Here is a 21,961-nt window from a genome sequence, read left to right as displayed (position 1 = left end):
TGCGACCGCTGCGCGACGATCGACGTACTGAGGGAGAATCAGTGGTGGCTTCAGGTCGTCATGTGCTGGGATTTCCGGAGATCGACCAGAGCCGGGCGGCGGTCGTCGGGGGGAAGGGCGCGCACCTGGCGGAACTGTCCCGGATCGACGGCGTTCGCGTGCCGCCCGGCTTCTGCGTGACCACGGACGCTTTCCGCCGGGTGGTGGCGGACGCGCTCGCCGATCGGATCGAGCGGCTGTCGCGCCCGGACGACGCGATTGGTGCGCTGAGCGCAGACCTCCGCCGTGCCGTTGAAGCGGTCACGATCCCCGACGACGTGGCGGCGGCGATTTTCGCCCGTTTGGATGACAACGCGGCCTATGCGGTTCGTTCCAGTGCGACCGCCGAGGACCTGCCGACGGCGTCTTTCGCGGGCCGGCACGACACGTACCTGAATGTCGTGGGGCGTGAGGCGGTTCTCCAGCACATCAAGTCGTGCTGGGCTTCGCTGTTCACCGAGCGGGCCGTGGCGTACCGCCTGCGGAGCGGTTTCGACCACCGCAAGGTGCAGATGGCCGTGGTGGTGCAGCGGATGGTCGTGCCGGAGGCGTCCGGGGTGTTGTTCACCGCCGATCCGGTCACGTCGAACCGGAAGGTCGTCAGCGTGGAGGCCGGGTTCGGCCTGGGGGAGGCGCTGGTGTCCGGTCTGGTGAACGCGGACGTCTACAAGGTCCGGGACGGCGAGATCGTCGAGAAGAAGGTCGCGAGCAAGCGCTTGGCCGTGCACGCCGTGCCCGGGGGCGGGACGCGGGAGGTGGCGATCGAGCCCGGAGCGCAGCAGCAGCCTGCGCTGACCGACGAGCAGGTGCTGCGGCTGGCGGGGTTGGGCCGGCGGATCGAGGCGCACTTCGGCCGGCCCCAAGACATCGAGTGGTGCCTGGTGGACGGCGGTTTCCAGGTCGTGCAGAGCCGGCCGATCACCACGTTGTTCCCGGTCCCGGAGGCCGCGGACGAGGCCAACCGGGTTTACCTGTCGGTCGGCCACCAGCAGATGATGACCGACGCGATGAAGCCGTTGGGCCTGTCGGTGTGGCAGTTGACCACGCCACGACCGATGGCCGAGGCCGGCGGGCGGCTGTTCGTGGACGTCACCGCGCACTTGGCGACCGAGAAGGGCCGTGACGCACTCCTGGACGCCCTGCGCACGTCCGACCCGCTGACCGGCGACGCCCTGCGCACCGTCCTGGACCGGGACTTCCTCCCGGCCCCGTCTTCCGCCGATCCCACCGTGCCGCCGGTCACCCCGGCCCCGTCTACGATCGACAACGATCCCGCCATCGTGGCTGAGTTGATCGCGAACTGGCAGACGTCACTAGCCACCCTTTCCCGCGATATCCGGACCAAGCAGGGATCGGCCCTGCTCGACTTCATCCGCGAAGACCTGCAAGAACTGCGCCGGCTCCTGTTCGAGCCGCGCAGCTACCAGGCGATCATGGCCGGGATGGACGCGACTTGGTGGCTCAACCAGCACATGCACGAGTGGCTGGGCGAGGAGAACGCCGCCGACACGCTCACCCAGTCCGCGCCCGACAACATCACTTCCGAGATGGGCTTGGCGCTCTTGGACGTAGCCGACGCGATCCGCCCGCACCCGGAGGTGGTCGAGTTCCTGCGCCAAGTCGAGGACGATCGTTTCCTCGACGAACTCCCCAAGCTCTCCGGCGGCCCTGAATCACTCCACGCGATCCGGACCTACCTCGACAAGTACGGGATGCGCTGCGTGGGCGAAATCGACATCACCAGGCCGAGGTGGAGCGAACACCCCACCGCCCTGGTGCCCGTGATCCTCGGCAACATCGACACCTTCGAGCCCGGAGCCGGCCGGCGGCGGTTCGACCAGGGCCGGCAGGAGGCGTGGCAGAAGGAGCAGGGCCTGCTGGAACGCTTGCGGGCGTTGCCGGACGGGGACGCGAAAGCCGAGGAAACCAAGTCGACGATCGACCGCCTGCGGACTTTCATCGGCTATCGCGAGTACCCCAAGTACGCCATGATCAGCCGCTACTTCATCTACAAGCAGGCCCTGCTGGCCGAAGCCGATCGCCTGGTGCGGACCGGTGTTCTCGATACCCGCGAAGACATCTACTACCTCCGCTTCGAAGAACTCCACAACGCCATCCGCACCGGCCACGTCGACAACGACCTGATCCGCCAGCGCGCGGATGCCTTCACCACCCACCAAACCCTTACCCCACCCCGAGTCCTCACCTCCGACGGCGAAACCATCACCGGCACCTACCGGCGCGAGAGCGTCCCGACTGACGCCCTGGCAGGCCTTCCCGTCTCCACCGGCATCGTCGAGGGCCGCGCCCGCGTGGTGCTGGACATGACCGAAGCCGACCTGGAAGCCGACGACATCCTGGTCACGTCCTACACCGACCCCAGCTGGTCGCCGGTCTTCGTCATGATCAAGGGTCTGGTCACCGAGGTAGGCGGCCTCATGACCCACGGCGCCGTGATCGCCCGCGAGTACGGCCTGCCGACCGTCGTGGGCGTGGAGAACGCGACGCGGCTGATCCGGGACGGTCAGCGGATCCGGGTGAACGGCACGAACGGCTACGTCGAGATCCTGCCGTAACCGCGGCCCCCGTGGCCTCCGGCGTGGAATGCTCGTCCGATGGCTTCGCCGACGTCGCTGCTCGCCTGTGCCCGGAACGACGTGACGCTGGACCGCGTGACGGCCCTGGTGGCACAGGAACCCTCCGAGAGCTTGACCTTGGAGTACAAGGAGAAGTTCAGCCCCCAACTGGTCAAGTCGGTGGCCGCGATGGCGAACACGTACGGCGGTCTGATCATCGTGGGCGTCGCGGACCGGCCAGGGGGTGATCGGGTCGTGGGCGCGGAGCCGGACACGGTCGACAAGATCGTCAACACCTGCTTCGAACGCCTGGAACCGCCGTTCGAGCCGGAGATCATCGAACTGGCCCTGCCCGAGGGGACGGGCCGGTCGGTGGTGGTGGTCCGGGTCCACCCCGACCGCGCACCCAGGCCCGTGCTCCTCGACGGCCGGGCGATGATCAGGCTGCACGGCCGCAACGCGGTGGCCGACCGCACCCGGCTGGGACAGCTGTTCAGCGAGTCCACCGCGTCGAGGTCGTCGTACGACGGGTGGATCCCGACCCCGCACCTGAACCTCGACAACCCCGACGAGCCGAAGCCGGCGGTCCTGCTGCGCGGCGGGCTCCGGGTTCCGGTGGGTGAGGCGGTCGCGTGGCGGGCGTTGTCCGAGCGGGCGACGACGGCGGTGGCCGGGGCGTTGGACGAATCGCCGCTGAGGAGGGCGATGACGGCGTGGTGCACGGAGATCGGCCTGCGCGCGCCGGATGGGTTCCGCCTCGCCGGGCACAACCGCGCCCGCCGACTCCGCCTGGTCGCATCGGCCCGCGCCGACCGCCACGTGGTCGAGGCCGTGGCCGAGGTGCAGCTTCCGCAGACGTACGGAACGCCGCACTCGGACCTGCTGCTCACCCTGGACCTCCTGGCCGGTGTCGGCCCGGAGATCCCCGACGTCGACATCGTCCCGGACCTGATCCTGCGCGAGGACGTCGAGCCACGCGGGCGGTTGCGCGAGCTGCCCGCGTGGCCGTCGCGGTTGGCGGTGCACCGACTTCGAGACCTGCTCGACGCCATCGTCGCGACGCTGGTCGACCCGGCCGTCACCACGGCGTTGGCGGCGGTCGCGGACGTCGACCCCGTTCTGGTGCCCTGGCCGCGCACGGTGGCGTTCCGGTCCGTCGCCGACGTGTCCCGACTGCTCGACGAGCCGACGCTGACCCGGATCTCCGGCACCGGCGGCTCCTACGGTGCCGACATGGTGGCCAATCCGGCACTCGACCCCCGTGATCAGGGCCAACGGGCGTCACGCTCAAGACCGGCCCCAACCGGGTCGTCCACTCCGTCGACACCAGCCAGGACCGCGTCGAGGCGACCCTGCCGCCGGCGGACGTCCTCGACCCGCTGCGCGAGGTCTTCCGGGCCGCCGAGGCGCAGCAGGCCGTGGTGCGGGCCGGTGGCACGCCGGCGGTGGACGAGGAGGCCCGGGGACGGGCGTTGGTCCTCGACGTGGTCAAGACCGAGGCCCGCGAGCCCCGGCAGGTCCGCCTCATCCGGGGGCGGTTCTGGATCTACCGGTACGAGGCGGAGGAACGGCTGCCCGCCGCGGACGGCCGCAGGCTCACCCTGGACCTGCCGCCGGTCGACGACTCGATCGAGGACGGCAAGGACTACCTGGTCGCCGAGATCACCTTCACCATGCCGATCGACGGCGACGGCCCGGTGACCTGGAAGGCGCTGTTCGAGCCGGTGACGCGGTCGGTGCTGTACCTGCGGGCGATGGTCAGCGACCTGACCGGCCGGGTGTTCGACCTGGACCCGGTGACCAAGACCGCGAACACCGCGCTCAGTTCGACGTCCGACAACGCGGCGCTCGACCCGCACCGCGACACCGTCACCCTGATGAACCTCGACCCGCCGTCCAACGGGACCCAGACCCTGCGCGGCACGTTCGGCGAGGTGCGCGAGGTCGAGGGCGAGGTCGTCGAGGCGCCGGCGAACCCGGCCGGCACGGATTTCAACTTCGCCTACGTGAAGGTCAAGAACCGGGGCACGAAGACCGCCCACGACGTGGTGGTCAGCGGCTACCACACCAAGCCGGGCGCGGGTTTGCTGTGGCCCAACGATTTCGAGCCGCTCGACACCCCGCGGGTCGTCGTGGGCGCGCCGGCGGGCGACAGCGCCGAGGAAGTGACGGTCGGCCCGTTCGAGTGGACGCCGGACGTCAACGCGTTCGGCCACGACTGCCTGCTGATGATCGCCCGCGCCACCGGCGATGCGTCCAATGTGGACACCTTCACCGCCGGGGAGGTCATCCCGGAGTGGCGGCTGGTGCCCAACGACAACAACATCGGCCAGCGCAACGTGCACCCGGTGCCCGGGAACCCGGTCGGGCTGGTCGAGGCGCTGAAGAACGTGGCGATCTGGGTGCGCAACCCCGAGCCCCGGCGCGCCAAGGTGACCTTCGACGTGCGCCTGCCGCGGGCGTTGGCCGACGCCGGCCGGCGGCTCGACCTGGCCGGCGTCGACCAGGACGGCCTGGACCTCAAGCCGGGCGGACGGCGCCGCCGGGTGAAGCTCCAGTTGGTTGAAGGCGGGGCGTGGGACCCGGGCGCCATCGGCGTGGAGGACCGGGACGTCCGGATCGACGTGCGGGCCGGCGGGAACCTCGTGGGCGGCATGACCTACCGGCTCGACCCGGAACTGCAACACCCGCACAACCGGCACGACTGACCACGCGAGTTCGACCCGGTTCGTCCTGGTTGGCTAACGGTTTCGTGCACTTCTTCAGCGGATGGGAAGCATTGCCCGGCCCGAGTGGCTGTGGTTATGGTCGACCCGACAACTATCGGTTCCTCGATCGAAAGTTTCGGTCGGCCACCCGTCCTGGCGGGTGTTTCCCAGAAAGCGCTTACATGAAACTGACAGCGAAGTCGGTCTCACGAGTCGCGCTCGTGTCGACCTTGGTGGCCGCCACGGCGGGCGCCGCGGTCCTGGTGGCGGCGCCCGCCAGCGGCGCCGCGTCCACGCTCGCCGCGGCGGCCCAGCAGAGCGGCCGGTACTTCGGCACCGCCGTCGCCGCGGGCAGGCTGGGTGACTCGACCTACACCGGGATCCTCAGCCGCGAGTTCGACATGGTCACCGCCGAGAACGAGATGAAGATGGACGCCACCGAGCCGAACCAGAACCAGTTCAGCTACGGCAACGCCGACCGGATCGTGAACCACGCCCGCAACCAGGGCAAGCGGGTGCGCGGGCACGCCCTGGCGTGGCACTCGCAGCAGCCGGGCTGGATGCAGCGCATGGAGGGTTCCGCGCTGCGCCAGGCGATGCTGAACCACGTCACGAAGGTGGCGAGCTACTACCGGGGCAAGATCTACGCCTGGGACGTGGTGAACGAGGCCTTCGAGGACGGCAGCTCCGGCGCGCGCCGCAACTCCAACCTCCAGCGCACCGGCAACGACTGGATCGAGGCCGCGTTCCGCGCCGCGCGTGCCGCCGACCCGGGTGCGAAGCTCTGCTACAACGACTACAACACCGACAACTGGTCGCACGCCAAGACCCAGGCGGTGTACCGGATGGTGCAGGACTTCAAGTCGCGGGGCGTGCCGATCGACTGCGTCGGCTTCCAGGCGCACTTCAACAGCGGCAACCCGGTGCCGTCGAACTACCACACGACGTTGCAGAACTTCGCCAACCTCGGCGTGGACGTGCAGATCACCGAGCTGGACATCGAGGGCTCGGGGTCGACCCAGGCGCAGCAGTACCAGGGCGTCACCCAGGCGTGCATGGCGGTGTCGCGGTGCACGGGCATCACGGTGTGGGGAATCCGGGACAGCGACTCGTGGCGCTCGTACGGGACCCCGCTGCTGTTCGACAACTACGGCAACAAGAAGGCCGCGTACACGTCGGTCCTCAACGTCCTGAACAGCGGCACGGGCAGCACCGGCCCGACCACCACGTCGTCGAGCCCGAACCCCGGTGGTTGCACCGCGACCTACTCCGAGGGCGAGAAGTGGAGTGACCGGTTCAACGGGAACGTCACGGTGACGGGCACGAACAACTGGATCGTGACGGTGACGGTGAGCACCCCGCAGAAGATCATCGCGACGTGGAACACCAGCCCGAGCTGGGACTCCACCGGCAACGTGATGACCGCGCGGCCGAACGGGAACGGCAACACGTTCGGGTTCACGGTGATGCACAACGGCAACTGGACCTGGCCGACGGTGTCCTGCCGCGTCGCCTGACCCTCCGCGGCAGGACCCGGACCAGCCCGGGTCCTGCCGCGCTGCCCGCGGTCACGACGACGAACGCACGACCAGCCGGGGTTCGATGACCACTCGGTGTGCCGGGCGGTGGGGGTCGTGGTCGCGGAGGCGGGCGGCCAGTAGGGCCACCGCGGCGCGGCCTACCGCGGCCTTCGGGGGGCGGACGGCGGTCAGGGGTGGGTCGCACAGTTCGGCGACCTCGTCGTCGTAGGTGACCACGGCCAGGTCGCGGGGCACGTGCACACCGCGTTCCTGGCAGCGCTGCACCAGCGAAATCGCCTCCGGGTCGGAGTGGACCAGCAGCGCCGTCGTACCGGTCGCCGCGCACCGGTCCAGCAAGGCGTCCAGGGCGGCGGGCCAGGCCGGGTCGCGGCTGTCGGCGGTGCGCACGTCCGGGGTGCCCTCGACGGGCAGGCCCAGGCGTTCGCACGCCTCGCGCCAGCCCCGGCGCACGTGCGGTGACGTCGGGCTGGTCACGGTGGTGCACACGCCGACCCGCCGGTGGCCCGCCTCCGCCAGGTGCACCACGGCCATCGCCGCACCCCGCGCGTGATCGCTCACCACGGACTCGACGACCTCGCGGTAGCTGTCGCCGGGCGTGCGCTCCAGCAGCACGACCGGCAGGTCCACCGAGCGCAGCCACTCGACCAGCGCCTCCCCCTCCGCTCCGGTGGTGGTCGGGGCGACCAGCAGCCCGTCGACGGCACCCGTCTCGACCAGCCGGGCCAGCTGGCGGCGCTCGTCGGCGGCCTCGTAGGTCGCGCCGCGCAGCACGATCCGCACATCCTCCTCGGCCGACGCCTCCCGCACCCCCTTGATCACGTCGGGCCAGTAGTAGTCCAGCGACGGGACGACCATGCCCACGGTGGGCAGTTCCCCGGCCGGCGGGGCGGTGCCGGGCACGGGACCGCCGGCGACCGTCGCGCCGCCGCGGACGCGGTGCACGAGGCCCTGTTCGGCGAGGAAGTTGATGTCCCGGCGGACGGTGATCGCGGAGACGTCGAGCGCGTCGGCCAGGTCGTGCACGCGGGCGGTGCCGCGGTCCCGGATCAGCTCGACCACCTTGGCGCGGCGTTCCGCGGGCAGCATGTCGGAGGTCGTCACGGTCACAATCATCCTCCGATCGGATCTGATCGTCACTGATTCGAACAGTCTTGACCTGAAAACTCTGATCGAAGATGATCGGTGCGTCGATCGTGCGCAACCGGCGGCCCTGCGGAGGACGAGTGACCGACCGACCCCAAGCGCTGCTCGTCATGGCGCGACGCCACTTCCGCGTCCAGTTCCACCGCCCCCAACTCGACCGGCTGGCCCGGCTGGTCGACCTGGGCGACCCGTTGTGCGCCACCGAGTTGGACTCCGCCGCCGCGCGCGACCGGTTGCGCGAGACCGACGTCCTGCTCACCTCCTGGGGCGCGCCCCGGCTGACCGCCGAACGGCTGGCCGCCGCGCCCCGGCTGCGCGCGGTCTTCCACTGCGCCGGCACGGTGCGGTCGCTGGTGTCCGACGAACTGTGGCGACGAGGTGTCCTGGTCACCACCGCGGCCGACGAGAACGCCATCCCGGTCGCCGAGTTCACGCTCGCCGCCATCGTGTTCGCCGGCAAGAAGGCGCCGTTCCTGGCCCAGGACGCCCGCGCGCACCGCGCCGACTGGTCCTACACCGCGTTACGCGGCGAACTGTCCAACCGGGACCGGACGATCGGCGTCGTCGGCTTCTCCCGCGTCGGACGCCGGGTGGTGGAACGGCTGCGCACCCTGGACGTGACGGTCCTGGTGACCGACCCCTACGCCGACCCGGCGCTGGTCCGGGCGGCGGGCGCCCGCCGGGTGGAACTGCCGGAACTCCTGAGCGCCAGCGACGTCCTCACGCTGCACGCGCCGGAACTGCGCTCCACCCGCCACCTGATCGGCGCGCGGGAACTGGCCATGCTCCGCGACGGCGCCACCCTCATCAACACCGCGCGCGGCGCGCTGGTGGACACCGCCGCGCTGGAACGGGAGTGCGCCGCCGGGCGGCTCGACGCCATCCTCGACGTCACCGACCCGGAGCCGCTGCCCGCCGACTCGGTCCTCTACACCCTGCCCAACGTGATGATCACCCCGCACGTGGCGGGCTCGCAGGGCGCGGAGACCCGCCGGCTGAGCGACAGCGCGATCGACGAACTGGAACGCCACCTGGCGGGCCTGCCGCCGCGCGCCGCGGTCACCGCCGACACGCTCGGGATGAGCGCATGACCGTCTCGCCGATCACCGGGTGGACCCGCGAGCACTGGGCGGCGCTGGCCGACCGGATGCTCCTCGCGGCCAGGGAGCACGCCTCGCCCGACCACGCCCGGATCACGCCACCCGGCCCGCCCGGCGGCTACGGCACGGCGGTGGACGGCCTGGAGGGCTTCGCCCGGACCCTGCTGCTCGCGGGTTTCCGGCTGGCCGGCGAGCACGGCCGCGACCCGCTGGACCTGGCCGGCTGGTACGCGCGCGGGCTCGACACCGGCACCGACCCCGCCTCGCCGGAGCGCTGGCCGCGGCCGGACGAGCACCCGCAGGCCAAGGTCGAGGCCGCCGCGCTGGCCCTGGTGCTGGACCTGACCCGGCCGTGGCTGTGGGACCGGCTGGACGAGGTCGCGCGGCAGCGCGTGGTGGACTACCTTTCGCCGGTGGTCGGCGACGACACCTACCCGCGCTGCAACTGGGTGTGGTTCCGGATCGTGGTGCAGACGTTCCTGCGCTCGGTCGGCGGGCCGTGGCGGGCCGACGACGTCGCCGCCGACCTGGCCGCGCACGACTCGTTCCACCGCGACGAGGGCTGGTTCGCCGACGGCGACGAGCGGGCGTTCGACCACTACTGCGGGTGGGCGCTGCACCTGTACCCGGTGCTGTGGGCCCGGATGCGCGGGGCGGGGGAGTGGGCCGACCGGGCCGCCGGGGACGTCGCGCGGCTCGACCGGTTCCTGCTCGACCACCTGCGCCTGGTCGGCGCGGACGGGTCGCCGCTGGTGCAGGGCCGCAGCCTGGTCTACCGGTTCGCGGCGGCGGCGCCGTTCTGGGTGGGCGCGTTGGCGGGCGTGACCTCGGCGGGACCGGGTCTGCTGCGCCGCGCCGCGTCCGGCGTCCTCGCGCACTTCGCCGACCGGGGCGCGCCGGACGAGCGGGGCCTGCTGACCCTGGGCTGGCACCACGAGTGGCCCGCGCTCGCGCAGTCCTACTCCGGGCCGTCCTCGCCGTACTGGGCGGCCAAGGGGATGCTCGGGCTGGCCCTGCCCGCCGACCACCCGGTGTGGACCGCGGTGGAGGAGCCGCTGCCCGTGGAACGGGCCGACGAGACGTGGTGCGCCGGACCGCCGGGCTGGGTGGTGTCGGGCACCCGGGCCGACGGGATCGTGCGCGTGGTCAACCACGGCACCGACCACGAGCACGTCGGCGCACGGGTCGGCGACTCACCCCTCTACACGCGGCTGGGCTACTCGACGGCCACCGCCCCGCTGCTGTCCGAACGGGCGTGGACCTCGCCGATGGACCAGTCCGTCGTGCTCCTGGACGCCCGCGGCACCGCCACCCACCGCGCCGGCATGCGGACCCTGCGCGTCGAACGGGTTGGGGACGCCGTGCTCGGCGCCTCGACCGCCCGAGTCCACCTGCTCGACCCGGTGCCGGGACGCGACCACGGATCCGGGCGGCGCGGCGTGGCGCGCGACCTCGCCGAGATCACCACGGTGTCCGTCCTCAAAGGACCGTGGGAGGTGCGGTGCGCGCGGGTGGCGCCGTTGCCCGACGCGCCGGACGCCCTCCAAAGCGCGGTCGCGCTGCGGATCGGCGGCTGGCCGCTGGCGGCGGAGGAGGTCGAAGTCGACCCGCGACTTGTACAGCACCAAGTCCCGGCCGCGTCGGTCCGCGCGGGCGGCCTGTGCTCGGTCCTCGTCGCGGTGCGCGGCCTGGACCGCGTCGGAGTGGACACCGAGGACGACGCGAGCCCGCTGGGTCCGCGTGCCGCGACACCGTGGGCGACTGGTCCGGTCGCACCGGGCGGGTGGGCGGTCGCGGCCATCGCACTGGGCGGCGGGGTGGCCGGTCCGCCCGCCGTCGACCTCGACCACCGCACGTTGGAAATCCACTGGCCCGACGGGGGACGCACCACCGCCGACCTGCCGCTGTAGACGAAGAGGAGACGGAATCAATGGCGACTCCGAACAAGCCCGCCACACGGCGGCGACTGCTGGCGGCGCTCTCGGCGTTGGCCCTGGTCGTGGCCGGCTGCGGGTCGAGCGAGGACGAGGGCGGGCCGGTCACGCTGACCGTGTCGGTGTGGAACCTCGCGGGCACGCCCGAGTTCAAGGCGCTGTTCGACGCCTTCGAGCGGGCCAACCCGGACGTGGACGTCCAGCCGGTGGACATCCTCGCCGACGACTACCCGCAGAAGGTCACCACGATGCTCGCCGGCGGCGACAAGACCGACGTGATCACCATGAAGAACGTCACCGACTACGCCCGCTACGCCGGCCGCGGCCAGCTCGCCGACGTCACCGACCTCGCCCGCGCCGCCAAGGACCTGTCCGGCCTCGACGCGTTCGACGTCAAGGGCTCCTACTTCGCGCTGCCCTACCGCAACGACTTCTGGGTGCTGTACTACAACAAGAAGCTGTTCGCCGAAGCCGGGATCGGCGCGCCGGAAGCGCTGACCTGGGACAAGTACGCCGAGATCGCCCGCAAGCTCACCCGCGAGCGGGACGGCAAGAAGGTCTACGGCGCCTACCACCACACCTGGCGCTCGGTCGTGCACGCGATCGCGGCGGCGCAGACCGGCGGCCACCAGATCACCGGCGACTACACGTTCTTCGCCGACCAGTACCGCACCGCGCTGGGCCTCCAGGACGCCGGCGCGGCCCTCGACTTCGCCACCGCGAGCACGCAGCAGTCCAGCTACCGCACCATGTTCGAGAGCGAGTCCGCCGCGATGGTGCCGATGGGCACCTGGTACGTCGCCGGCGTCCTCGCCGCGCGGGCCAAGGGCGACACGGCCGTCGACTGGGGCGTCGCGCCGATGCCGCAACGGCCGGGCGCGACCGGGGTGACCACGTTCGGCTCGCCGACCGCGTTCGCGGTCAACAAGAACGCCAAGCACCCCAACGCGGCGCGCAAGTTCGTGGAGTTCGCCGCCGGCGCCGAGGGCGCGAAGGCCATCACCGCGGTCGGCGTGGTGCCCGCGTTGCGCGGCAAGGACATCACCGAGCAGTACCTGGCGCTGCCCGGGATGCCGACCGACGAGCTGACCCGCAAGGCGTTCGCGCCCGACAAGATCGCGCTGGAGATGCCCGTGGACGAGCACACCTCGGACGTGGACACCATCCTCCGCGAGGAACACCAGTTGATCATGGTCGGCGACAAGTCCGTCGAGGACGGCATCCGGTCCATGCGCGACCGCGTCGCCGACGTCGTGGACTGAGCCGTGACCATCACGCAGACCCATTCACCGTGCCGCTCCGCCCGCCGCCGGCGCGACACCCTCGTCGGGTGGAGCTTCATCCTCCCCAACCTCCTCGGCTTCGCCCTGTTCACCCTCGTGCCGGTGCTCGCCACGTTCGTCCTGGCCTTCGCCGACTGGGACTCCTACCGCGCGCCGGAGTGGGTGGGGCTGGACAACTTCGCGAAGTTGCTGGAGGACGACAACTTCCGCACGGCGCTCACCAACACCCTGTACTACGCGGCGGGCCACATCCCGCTCACCCTGGTGGCGGCGCTCGCGCTGGCGGTCGTGCTGGACCGGAAGGTCCGCGGTGTGGGGTTCTTCCGCACCGCGGCCTTCCTGCCGTACGTGACCTCGCTGGTCGCCGTCGCCGTGGTGTGGAACATGCTGTTCAACCCGACCGCCGGCCCGGTCAACCAGCTCCTGGGCGTGCTCGGCGTGGACACCCCGCCCGGGTGGGTGACCAGCACCGACTGGGCCATGCCCGCCGTGATCATCACCAGCGTCTGGCGGGACATGGGGTACTACATGGTGCTCTACCTGGCCGGGCTCCAGGCGATCCCGGCGGAGTACTACGAGGCCGCGCGGGTCGACGGCGCCGGCGCGTGGCACCGGTTCCGGCACATCACGCTGCCGTGCCTGCGCCCCACCACGTTCTTCGTCCTGGTGATGCTGACCATCCAGAGCTTCAAGGTCCTCGACCTCATCGTGGTCATGACCAACGGCGGACCCGGCCGCAGCACGCTCGTGCTCGCGCAACTGGTCTACCGCGAGGGCATCGTGGAGGGCCACTTCGGCTACTCGTCGGCGATCGCGCTGGTCCTGTTCGTGATCGTGCTGTCGGTGACCGTGCTCCAGTTCCGGCTCAACGAGCGGAGGAACGCCCCGTGACCGCGCTCGCGTCACCACCCGAGGCCCGTCCCGACTCCCCGGCCCCGACTCCCGTGCGTCGACCGCGCACCCGGTCGCTGCGCACTGTCGCGGCCTACGCGGCGCTCACCGGCATGGCGTTGGTGGTGCTCGTGCCCTTCGCGTGGATGGTGTCGGCGTCGCTGAAGCGGGACAACCAGGTGTTCACCGTGCCGACGCGGTGGATTCCCGAGGAAGTGCGCTGGTCGAACTTCGTCGAGATCTGGGACCGCATCCCGTTGGCCGACCAGCTCGGCAACTCCGCGTTCCTCGCCTCGACGGTCACCCTGCTCCAGGTGCTCACCGGCAGCTTCGCGGCCTACGGCTTCGCCAAGGTCCGATTCCCCGGCCGGGACGCGATTTTCCTTGCCTACATCGCGACCATCGCCGTGCCGTGGCAGGCATACATGGTGCCGCAGTACATCATGATGCAGAAAGCCGAGCTGACGAACACCTACTGGTCGATCGTGCTGTTGCAGGCGTTCGGTGCTTTCGGCGTGTTCCTGCTGCGGCAGTACTACCTGTCGATCCCGGACGAGTTGTGCGAGGCGGCGCGCATCGACGGGCTCAGCGAGTACGGCATCTACCTGCGGATCGTGCTGCCGCTGTCCCGGCCCGCCCTGGCCAGCCTGGCGCTGCTGACCTTCGTCACGACCTGGAACGACTACCTGGGGCCGTTCATCTACCTCACCGGCAACGAGCTGTGGACGGTGCAGTTGGGGCTGAAGTCGTTCGTGGGCCAGTACGACGCCGAGTACGCCATGATCATGACCGGCGCGGTTCTGTCGGTGCTGCCGATCCTGGTGGTGTTCCTCGCGGGGCAGCGGTACTTCATCCGCGGCATCGCCACGACGGGCCTGAAGGGGTGAGCCCGGTGCGGTTGCTCCGCCCTGCCGCGCAGCAGACGTACGAGAAGCTGTTCGGCGCAGTTTATGTCTGCCTCATGGCCAACGTGCTGCTCACCGGGTCCTGTCTGCCCGTGGTGGTGGCGCTGGCGGTGGTGGCGGACCCGGTGGCGTCGTGGCCGTTCTTCGTGGCGCTGTCGGGGTGTTGCGCCCCGGCGCTGGCCGGGGTCTTCGGCGTGTTCGCCGACGGGTCGTCGCGGGTGTGGCGACCGTTCTGGACGGCTTACCGGCGGGCGTTCCGGGCGTCGCTGACCGCGTGGTACGGCGCGGCCCTGGTGGTGGTCGTGCTCGCGGTGGACGCGCGGGCGGTTCCCGCGCTGCTGCCGTTGTTCGTCTCCACCGGTGTCCTGGTGGTGACGTGCGCGCTCGCCGTGATCCTCGTGGCCGCCACCCGTCCCGTTCCGCCGCGGGGGTTGGTGCGCTCGTGCCTGTTCCTGACCGCTCGGCGCTGGTACCTGGCCCTGCTCAACGCCGTCGTGCTCGCCACGGTGGTCGCGGTCGTGCTGCTGCAACCGGTGGCGGGCCTGCTCGTGGCATGCGCGCCCCTGCTCTACGTGGTGTTCGGCAACACCCGGGCGGTGGTCGCGCGGCTGCCTTGATCGTCGCTGCCTTGATCGTCGCTGCCTTGATCGTCGCTGCCTTGATCGTCGCTGCCTGGAGATCCCGACCCCCGGACGGCATCCCGCCGTGAGCCGGCCCAACGCCGGAGTCGGCCTCACGCCGGGAGCCGGCCTCACGCCGGGAGCCGGCCTCACGCCGGGACGTGCAGGTCCTCCAGCACCCGCATGAACGCGCGCGACCACAGCGGCAGGTCCGGCCAGCCGCGGCAGGACACCATGGGTCCGTCGACGGCGTCGGGCAGGTCGACGAACGTCGCGCCCGCCAGTTCCATGTCCACCTTCAACGGCGGGTAGGCGGCGGTGGTGCGGCCCTTCAGCAGGCCGAGGGCGGCGGGCACCTGCGGGCCGTGGCAGATGGTGCCGACCGGGAGGCCGCGGTCGAAGAAGTGGCGGACGATGCGGGCCACGTCGGGGCTGGTCCGGATGTACTCCGGCGCCCGTCCGCCGGGGATCACCAGCCCGTGGAACTCCTCCGGGTCGACGTCGCCGAACGCCACGTCCACCGGCAGCAGGTGGCCGGGTTTCTCCGTGTAGGCGTCGCAATCGGGCTCGAAGTCGTGCACCACCAGCTTCACCGCGCGCTTGGTGGGCGCGGCCACGATCGCCTCGTGACCGCCCTCGCGCAGGCGGAAGACCGGGTACATCGAGTCGAGTTCCTCGGCGGCGTCGGCGGTCAGGATCAGCACCCGAGCCATGCGCGCTCCTCGTCCGGGCATCGAACCGGTTCGATCACGTCGCCCACCCTAGGGAGCCCCGACTGGCGGGCACAAGCGTCCGGACGGGTGTCGAACCGGTTCTGTTCGGACGCCGCGTTTCCGGTCGGAAGTTGAATTGTGAAATTCCTGCGGCGCGGGATTTTTTGATCTCTTCAGCGATTTCGGCGTTATTCCGCGTCATCTCGATCGGGGGTAGGGCTTCACCCGGTCGGATGTGGTTTTGCTGCCGCGTCTCCGCTTCAATGGTCGCCGGTGGGAGATTTTACGTAGATCTTGCAGGCTTTGATCCGCGACCTGTTCCGGCGTGTGGTTCGCCGCCTGGGGGTCGGGATTTCGGGGGAGTCGTGGCGGAGTTGAGCACGGTTCGGGGGAGTCGGGTTCGCTGGTTGGCGTCGGTGTGCGTGGCGCTGGTGGCGGCGAGCCTGGTGCAGCCGGTCACGTGGGCGCGGGCGGTCGCGGGCGAGGTGCCGGGGGTGACGGCGGGCGCGGGGCCGGTGGACCGGCCGGCGCCGGCGTCGGCGCGACCGGACGAGGCGGTGCCACCGGACCGGTGGCCACCGGTCGTGCCCGCGGGCGTCAAGGCGGGCGGCGAACCGCGACAGCTGTCCACTGAGGACTTCGAACGCGTCCGCACCGCGGCACAGGCCGACGAGATCTTCAGCGGAGTCCTGACGCGGCCCGGGTTCGCGCTGGGCGACACCTCGCTGGTGGTCTACTTCGACGTCCGGGACGACGGCCGCGCCTGGTCGTCGTGGCGGGCCAGGGTCTTCGAGGCCTCGACGGGCACCGAGCAGGCCTCGACCGTGCTGCCCCGGTCGGACCTGCGAACCCCGTGCGGCGTGGTGCGGCAGTTCTGCCGGACGTTCGGCGCGCAGGAGGGCTGGGCGCTGGACCCGGGCAAGGAGTACTTCGTCACGCTGGCCGCGGTGCTGGACGCCGGCGGCGAGGTCGTGTCCACCCCCGGCCCGAACACCCGGCCGCGCCGCACGGTGCTGCCGCCGGAGGTCCCGGTCGAGCAGACCTCGGGCTGCGGCTGCGGGGTGGCGTTGAGCACCACCGCGGCCCGGCAGGCGTTCCGCGGCGACGGCGTGAACACCGCGACCGGCGCGTTCACGCGCGTGGAGCCCGACCTGGCGATGGCCTCCTTCGGCGTCCCGTTCGCGTCCACGCGCGTGTACTCCTCGACGCTGACCGCGCCGGGCCTGTTCGGACCGGGCTGGGCGTGGTCCTACGGGATGCGCGTGACCCAGACCGACGACGGCGTGGTCGTGCAGGCCGACGACGGCGCGAGCGTGCGGTTCCGGCCGGCCGACGGCGGCGGCTTCCGGCGTCCGCCGGGGGTCCGGTCGACGCTGCGCAAGACCGATTCCGGCTGGGAACTGGTCACCGTGACCCAGCTGGTCTACGGCTTCGACGGCGAGGGCCGCCTGGTGTCGGTCCGCAACCCGCGCGGCATCGGCGTGACGCTCGCGTACGGCGTGGACGAGATCACGATCACCGACCCGTCCGACCGGGTGGTGCGGGTCCGCGTCGAAGGCGGCCTGATCCGCTCGATCACCCTGCCCGACCACCGCAAGGTCCACTACGAGTACGACGCCGCCGGCCGGCTCGCCGTCTACAAGGACCCCCGTGGCGGCCAGTGGCGCTACGCCTACTCCGCCGAGGGCCGGCTGACCGAGGTCACCGACCCGCAGCCGCACCGCACGACGTTGGTGCGCAACGAGTACGACGCCGCCGGCCGGATGGCGCGGCAGCTCGACGCCCTGGGCAACGCCACCGCGTTCGCCTGGAACGCCGCCGAGCAGGAGGCGACCACGACCGACGCGGACGGCGTGATCGTCCGCGACGGCTACCGCGGCAACGTGCTGCTCTACACCCGGCGCGGCGCGGGCGACACCGACCTGCACCGCTACGACGGGTCGCTGAACCGCAACCTGCTGGTCAACGGCAGCCACAACCAGCACGAGTCCGAGCACGACGCCAACGGCAACTCGACCCGGCGGGTCGCCCCGCAGGGCTTCGACGAGAAGACGAAGTTCGACGAGCGCAACAACCCGATCGAGTTCACCGACGCCAAGGGCGCGGTCTGGAAGAACACCTTCAACGAGTTCAACGAACTCGTCCGCACCACCGACGCCGAGAACCACTCGATCACCCACGCCTACGACGAGCGCGGCCTGCGCACCACCACGACCGACCAGCGCGGCAAGGTCACCCGCTTCGAGCACATCCCGGCCGGTCGGGCGAACTCCGGGATGCTCGCGGCCGTGATCTCCCCGGAGGGCCGGCGGACCGAGGTCGGGTACGACGCGACCGGCCGCCGGACCAGCTCGACCGACCCCCGCGGCACGGTGCCGGGCGCGGACCGCAAGGCGTTCACCACCGAGTACCGCTTCGACGCGCAGGACCGCGTGGTCGAGGTGTCCGAGCCGGGCAAGCGGCACTCGTGGCGCACGCGCTACGACGAGGTCGGCCGGGTCAGCGCCACGGTGAGCCCCGAGTCGGTCAAGGTCGAGTACCGGTACCTGGACAACGGGCGGCTGGAGAAGGTCGTCGACCCGCGCAAGACCACCTCGATCAGCTACACCGCCGCCGGCCGCCGCGCCTCGGTGCGCATCGAGATGGGCCACCACCAGCCCGACATCGTCACCTCGTACCGCTACAACGCCAAGGGTCTGCTGCACCAGGTGGTCTCGCCGCGCGGCAACGTGTCCGGGGCGAACCCGGCGGACTTCACCACCACCTACCGCTACGACGCCAACGACAACCTCGTGCGCATCTCGCGCCCGTACCCGGGCGGCCAGGTGGTGCACAAGGACATCAAGGTCGACGAGCTGGACCGGACGAGGTCCACAGTGGACGAGTTCAACAAGGAGTCCACGTTCCGGCGCGACGACAACGGCCGGATCACCGGCGCGACCGACAGCCTGGGCCGCGAGCTGGACATGGGCTACGACCGCAACGGCCGCCAGACCTCCAACACCGACGCCGGCCGCAACACCACCAAGTCGACCTACGACGAGGCCGGCAACAAAATCCGCCAGGAGAGCGCCACCGGCGGCGTGACCACGTGGACCTACACCGACGACGGCCTGCTGGCGAGCGTGACCGAGCCGCGCGGCAACGTCGAGGGCGCCGACCGCGAGAAGTTCACCACGCACTTCGAGTACGACCTCGCGGGCAACCGCACCAAGGTGATCGACCCGCTGGACCACACCACGGTGTCCACGTTCGACGCCACCAACCGGCTCACCTCGGTCACCGACGCCAACGGCCACACCACCCACTACCGGTACCGCGAGGACAACCGGATCGACAGCACCCACGGCCCCGATTCGCGGTTCCGCCCGCACGCCCCGCACCACGAGGCCACCGTCTACAGCTACCACGACGACGGCCTGCTCAAGTCGATCCGCGACCCCAACCACCACGTGCGGCGCATCGACTACGACCGCGCCGGCCGCCCCATCGCGACCACCGACCCGCTCGGCCGCCGCGTCGAGGCCACCTACGACGTGGAGAACAACCTCGTCTCCGCCATCACCCGAGGCGAGCACGAGCGGCTCAGCGACGCCGAACGCGCCAAGCGGACCATCGTCGACACCTACGACATCGTCGGCCGCCGCACCGAACGCGCGTTGGGCGACAGCGGACCCAAGTACTCGTGGGCCTACGACGCCAAGGACCGCATCACCGCCTTCGGCGACCCGCTGGGCGTGCGGAAGGTGACCTACGACGACGAGGACCAGATCACCCGCGTGGTCCGCGAGGAGGCGGGCCGCAGCGAGACCTTCTCCTACGACTACGACGTGCGCGGCAACGTCACCGGCCGCACCTACCCCGACGGCACCCGCGTGACCAGCGGTTACGACGCCGACAGCCGGATCACCGAACTCACCGTGCGCGGCGGCGGCGCGGGCGCGGACCCGGCGACCTGGCGCTTCGGCTACGACGTCGCGGGCCGCCGCACCACCACCACCCTGCCCGCGGCCACCGGCCTGCTCGAACGGCGCACCTACGACGACGCGGGCCGCCTGACCGCCATCGGCACCGAACGCATGCCGGGCGCGGGCGCACCGCCGAACGTGCAGGACCCGATCTCGGCGTACCGGCTCGACCTGGACCCGGTCGGCAACCCGACGAAGGTCACCACCACCCGCGGCGGGGTGTCCGAGGCCGTCGCCTACGCCTACGACGACGCCGACCGCGTCACCTCGGCCTGTTACGCGGCCAACGACTGCGACCGCCACACCCAGGCCGCCGGGCGCATCGACTACACCTACGACCTGGTCGGCAACCGGCTGACCCAGAAGCGCACCGGCACCGCCGGCAGCGACACCACCTTCTACAAGTACGACGCCGCCGACCAGCTCACCCGGCGCGTGGTCGTCCAGCACCGGGCGGGCAACGCGCCCGACGGCGAGGCCACCGGCTGGCCCAGCGTGGTCACCGACTACGACTACGACCTCAACGGCAACCAGACCAGGGCCGGCCGTGACACCTTCGCCTACAACCTCGACAACACCCTGGCCGGCGCCACGGTTGGCGGGCGCACGACGGCGTTCGCCTACGACGCCGCAGGTCTGCGCCTGACCACCACGTCCGGCGAGGGCGCGGCGGCCACCACGCAGCGGTGGAGCTGGGACGTCAACGGCACCCTGCCCCAGATCGCCCTCGACGTCACCACCAACGCCGCCGGCACGACCACCGAGCGCCGGGGCTTCACCTACGGCCCCGACGACGAGCCGCTGGCCCTGCTCGACCCCGCCACCGGTGCCCACCCGTACACCCACGACTGGCTCGGCGGCACGGCGAACATGCTCAGCCCCAGCGGTGTGCCGGAGGCGGGCTACGACTACGACCCGTTCGGCAACCCGCGCCAGGGCGACACCCTCAAGCCCGGCGACCCGACCGGTCCCGCCAACCCGTTGAAGTACACGGGCGCGTACCAGGACTCCACCACGGGCGAGGGCAACTACTTCCTCCGCGCCCGCAACTACAACCCCGACACCGGCCGGTTCGCCAGTACCGACCCGATGCCGCAGCCGGGTCCCGCGATCTCGGCCTACGCCTACGCCGAGAACAACCCGTTGTCCTTCACCGACCCGACCGGCGCGGTGGTCGACGCGGGCGGCGGTGGCGGCGGCGCGCCGGCGGAGACCGGCGGCACGCAACCCACCGGGCCCAGCCCGGAGGACGTGGCGAAGGCGCAGCAGATCCAGAGCAAGAGCCTGCTCGACGTGATCCTGGAGGCCGGCGGCCAGATCCTCATGGAGTTCCTGGGGATCAACGACATCGTCAACTGCCTCAAGGGCGACATCGGCGCGTGCGTGTCCATGGTCATCGGCGCGCTGCCGTGGGGCAAGATCTTCAAGGCGAAGAAGATCGCGGAGGCCATCTTCCGCGCCGGCAAGGCGGTCGTCACCTTCTTCCAGGAGATCAGGTGGGCGCGCGCCATCATCCAGGGCGCGGAGAAGGCCGCCGAAGCCGCTCGGGCCGCCGCGGCGGCAGCGGCCAAGGCGGCGGCGGAGAAGGCCGCCAGGGCGCGCGCGATCGCCGAGGAGGCGGCGAAGAAGGCGGCGGCGCAGGCGGCCGAACGGGCGAAAGCCAAGGCAGCCAAGGCGAAGGCGGCGACCAAGAAGGCCGCGCCGGAGAAGAAGGCGCCGGAGAACACCGCACGGACCGAGTCGTGCCCGTTGCCGCGCCGCCAGCACAGCTTCGTCGCGGGCACCCGCGTGCTGATGGCCGACGGCACGACCAAGGACATCGAGTCGGTCCGGCCGGGTGACACCGTCCGGTCCACCGACCCGGTGACCGGCCGCACCGAGGACCGCCAGGCCACGCACACGTTCCGGACCGACCACGACAAGGACTTCGTCCTGGTCACCACCCGCGACGACCGGGGCGAGCGGCACACCGTCACCACCACGGACAACCACCCGTTCTGGTCGGCCACCGCCGGCCGGTGGGTCGACGCCGGCGACCTGCGCCCGGGTGACCTGCTGCGGACGTCGGCGGGCACGTACGTCCAGGTCGACGCAGTCCGGGCGGAACGGCGGCACTGGCGCACGTTCGACCTCTCGGTCGACGGCATCGAGACCTACTACGTCATGGCGGGGTCGGCCGCCGTCCTCGTCCACAACAACAGCTGCCGGACGTTCGGCAACCACTCGCCGACCGGGCGGCTGGACATCCCGGACACCCAGGGCGTCTACATCATCACGATGTCCGACAACATGATCTACGTGGGTTCGGCGACCAAGAAGAACACCATCCACAAGCGCATCCACCGCGCGTTCACCGACGACGAGCACGCCGTGGCGAGCGCGGGGTACCAGCGTTCGGACGTCCGGCAGCTGGACTGGATCGAAATGCCGGGGGCCGACGACGCCGAGATCCACGGCTTGGAGCGGAACTTGGTCGACTACCATGGCGGGATTGGCAGCGGCACGCTCCTGAACCGGGTCAACCCGCCGAGCCACTGAAC

General features: G+C 71.1%; 12 protein-coding genes. 10 read left to right on the top strand and 2 right to left on the bottom strand.

All coding sequences use genetic code 11. From position 1 onward, the window contains the following. Positions 1–62: 62 nt before the first annotated feature. The 3 genes from rph (at position 63) to RIN75_RS17895 (ending at position 6,840) form a co-directional block, all read left to right on the top strand. Positions 63–2,615, top strand: a complete 2,553-nt coding sequence (gene rph / locus RIN75_RS17905; protein ID WP_309113084.1) for a rifamycin-inactivating phosphotransferase — start codon at positions 63–65, stop codon at positions 2,613–2,615. Positions 2,616–2,654: 39 nt separating this feature from the next. After that, complete coding sequence (locus tag RIN75_RS17900) at positions 2,655–4,316, top strand: ATP-binding protein (RefSeq protein ID WP_309113083.1); 1,662 nt, start codon at positions 2,655–2,657, stop codon at positions 4,314–4,316. Positions 4,317–5,505: 1,189 nt separating this feature from the next. After that, the gene (locus RIN75_RS17895) at positions 5,506–6,840 is read left to right on the top strand and encodes an endo-1,4-beta-xylanase (RefSeq protein ID WP_309113082.1); all 1,335 of its coding nucleotides are present in this window, start codon (positions 5,506–5,508) and stop codon (positions 6,838–6,840) included. Between the two features lie 51 nt (positions 6,841–6,891). Here the strand turns inward: RIN75_RS17895 and RIN75_RS17890 are convergent, their stop codons facing one another. After that, on the bottom strand, positions 6,892–7,965 hold the full coding sequence (locus RIN75_RS17890; protein ID WP_309113081.1) for a substrate-binding domain-containing protein: 1,074 nt from the start codon (positions 7,963–7,965) through the stop codon (positions 6,892–6,894). 122 nt (positions 7,966–8,087) lie between these two features. On the opposite strand from RIN75_RS17890, the gene RIN75_RS17885 reads away from it, so the two are divergent. Genes RIN75_RS17885 through RIN75_RS17860 form a run of 6 tightly spaced genes read left to right on the top strand, consistent with a single transcriptional unit; the run spans position 8,088 to position 14,737 of the window. After that, positions 8,088–9,098: a hydroxyacid dehydrogenase gene (locus RIN75_RS17885; protein WP_309113080.1), complete on the top strand. Its 1,011-nt coding sequence runs from the start codon at positions 8,088–8,090 to the stop codon at positions 9,096–9,098. Continuing rightward, the gene (locus tag RIN75_RS17880; RefSeq protein WP_309113079.1) at positions 9,095–11,017 is read left to right on the top strand and encodes a DUF2264 domain-containing protein; all 1,923 of its coding nucleotides are present in this window, start codon (positions 9,095–9,097) and stop codon (positions 11,015–11,017) included. Before RIN75_RS17885 ends, RIN75_RS17880 begins: the two co-directional genes overlap by 4 nt. A gap of 20 nt (positions 11,018–11,037) precedes the next feature. Then, a complete protein-coding gene (locus tag RIN75_RS17875; RefSeq protein WP_309113078.1) occupies positions 11,038–12,303 on the top strand; it encodes a sugar ABC transporter substrate-binding protein in 1,266 nt (421 codons plus the stop codon). Between the two features lie 3 nt (positions 12,304–12,306). Then, the gene (locus tag RIN75_RS17870; protein WP_309113077.1) at positions 12,307–13,215 is read left to right on the top strand and encodes a sugar ABC transporter permease; all 909 of its coding nucleotides are present in this window, start codon (positions 12,307–12,309) and stop codon (positions 13,213–13,215) included. Beyond that, positions 13,212–14,102 carry a carbohydrate ABC transporter permease gene (locus RIN75_RS17865; RefSeq protein WP_309113076.1) on the top strand — a complete coding sequence of 297 codons (891 nt, stop codon included), beginning with the start codon at positions 13,212–13,214 and terminating at the stop codon, positions 14,100–14,102. Before RIN75_RS17870 ends, RIN75_RS17865 begins: the two co-directional genes overlap by 4 nt. Positions 14,103–14,107: 5 nt before the next feature. Next, positions 14,108–14,737 carry a hypothetical protein gene (locus RIN75_RS17860; protein ID WP_309113075.1) on the top strand — a complete coding sequence of 210 codons (630 nt, stop codon included), beginning with the start codon at positions 14,108–14,110 and terminating at the stop codon, positions 14,735–14,737. A gap of 152 nt (positions 14,738–14,889) precedes the next feature. Here RIN75_RS17860 and RIN75_RS17855 read toward each other — a convergent pair whose 3' ends face one another. After that, complete coding sequence (locus RIN75_RS17855; RefSeq protein ID WP_309113074.1) at positions 14,890–15,453, bottom strand: DJ-1/PfpI family protein; 564 nt, start codon at positions 15,451–15,453, stop codon at positions 14,890–14,892. 365 nt (positions 15,454–15,818) lie between these two features. Between RIN75_RS17855 and RIN75_RS17850 the strand changes: the two genes are divergently transcribed. Further along, a complete protein-coding gene (locus tag RIN75_RS17850; protein WP_309113073.1) occupies positions 15,819–21,959 on the top strand; it encodes an RHS repeat-associated core domain-containing protein in 6,141 nt (2,046 codons plus the stop codon). Positions 21,960–21,961 lie beyond the last annotated feature (2 nt).

Origin of the sequence: Saccharothrix sp., from assembly GCF_031180885.1 — a bacterium.
Taxonomy (GTDB): Bacteria; Actinomycetota; Actinomycetes; order Mycobacteriales; family Pseudonocardiaceae; genus Actinosynnema.
This window is presented reverse-complemented; position numbering and strand designations above follow the sequence as displayed.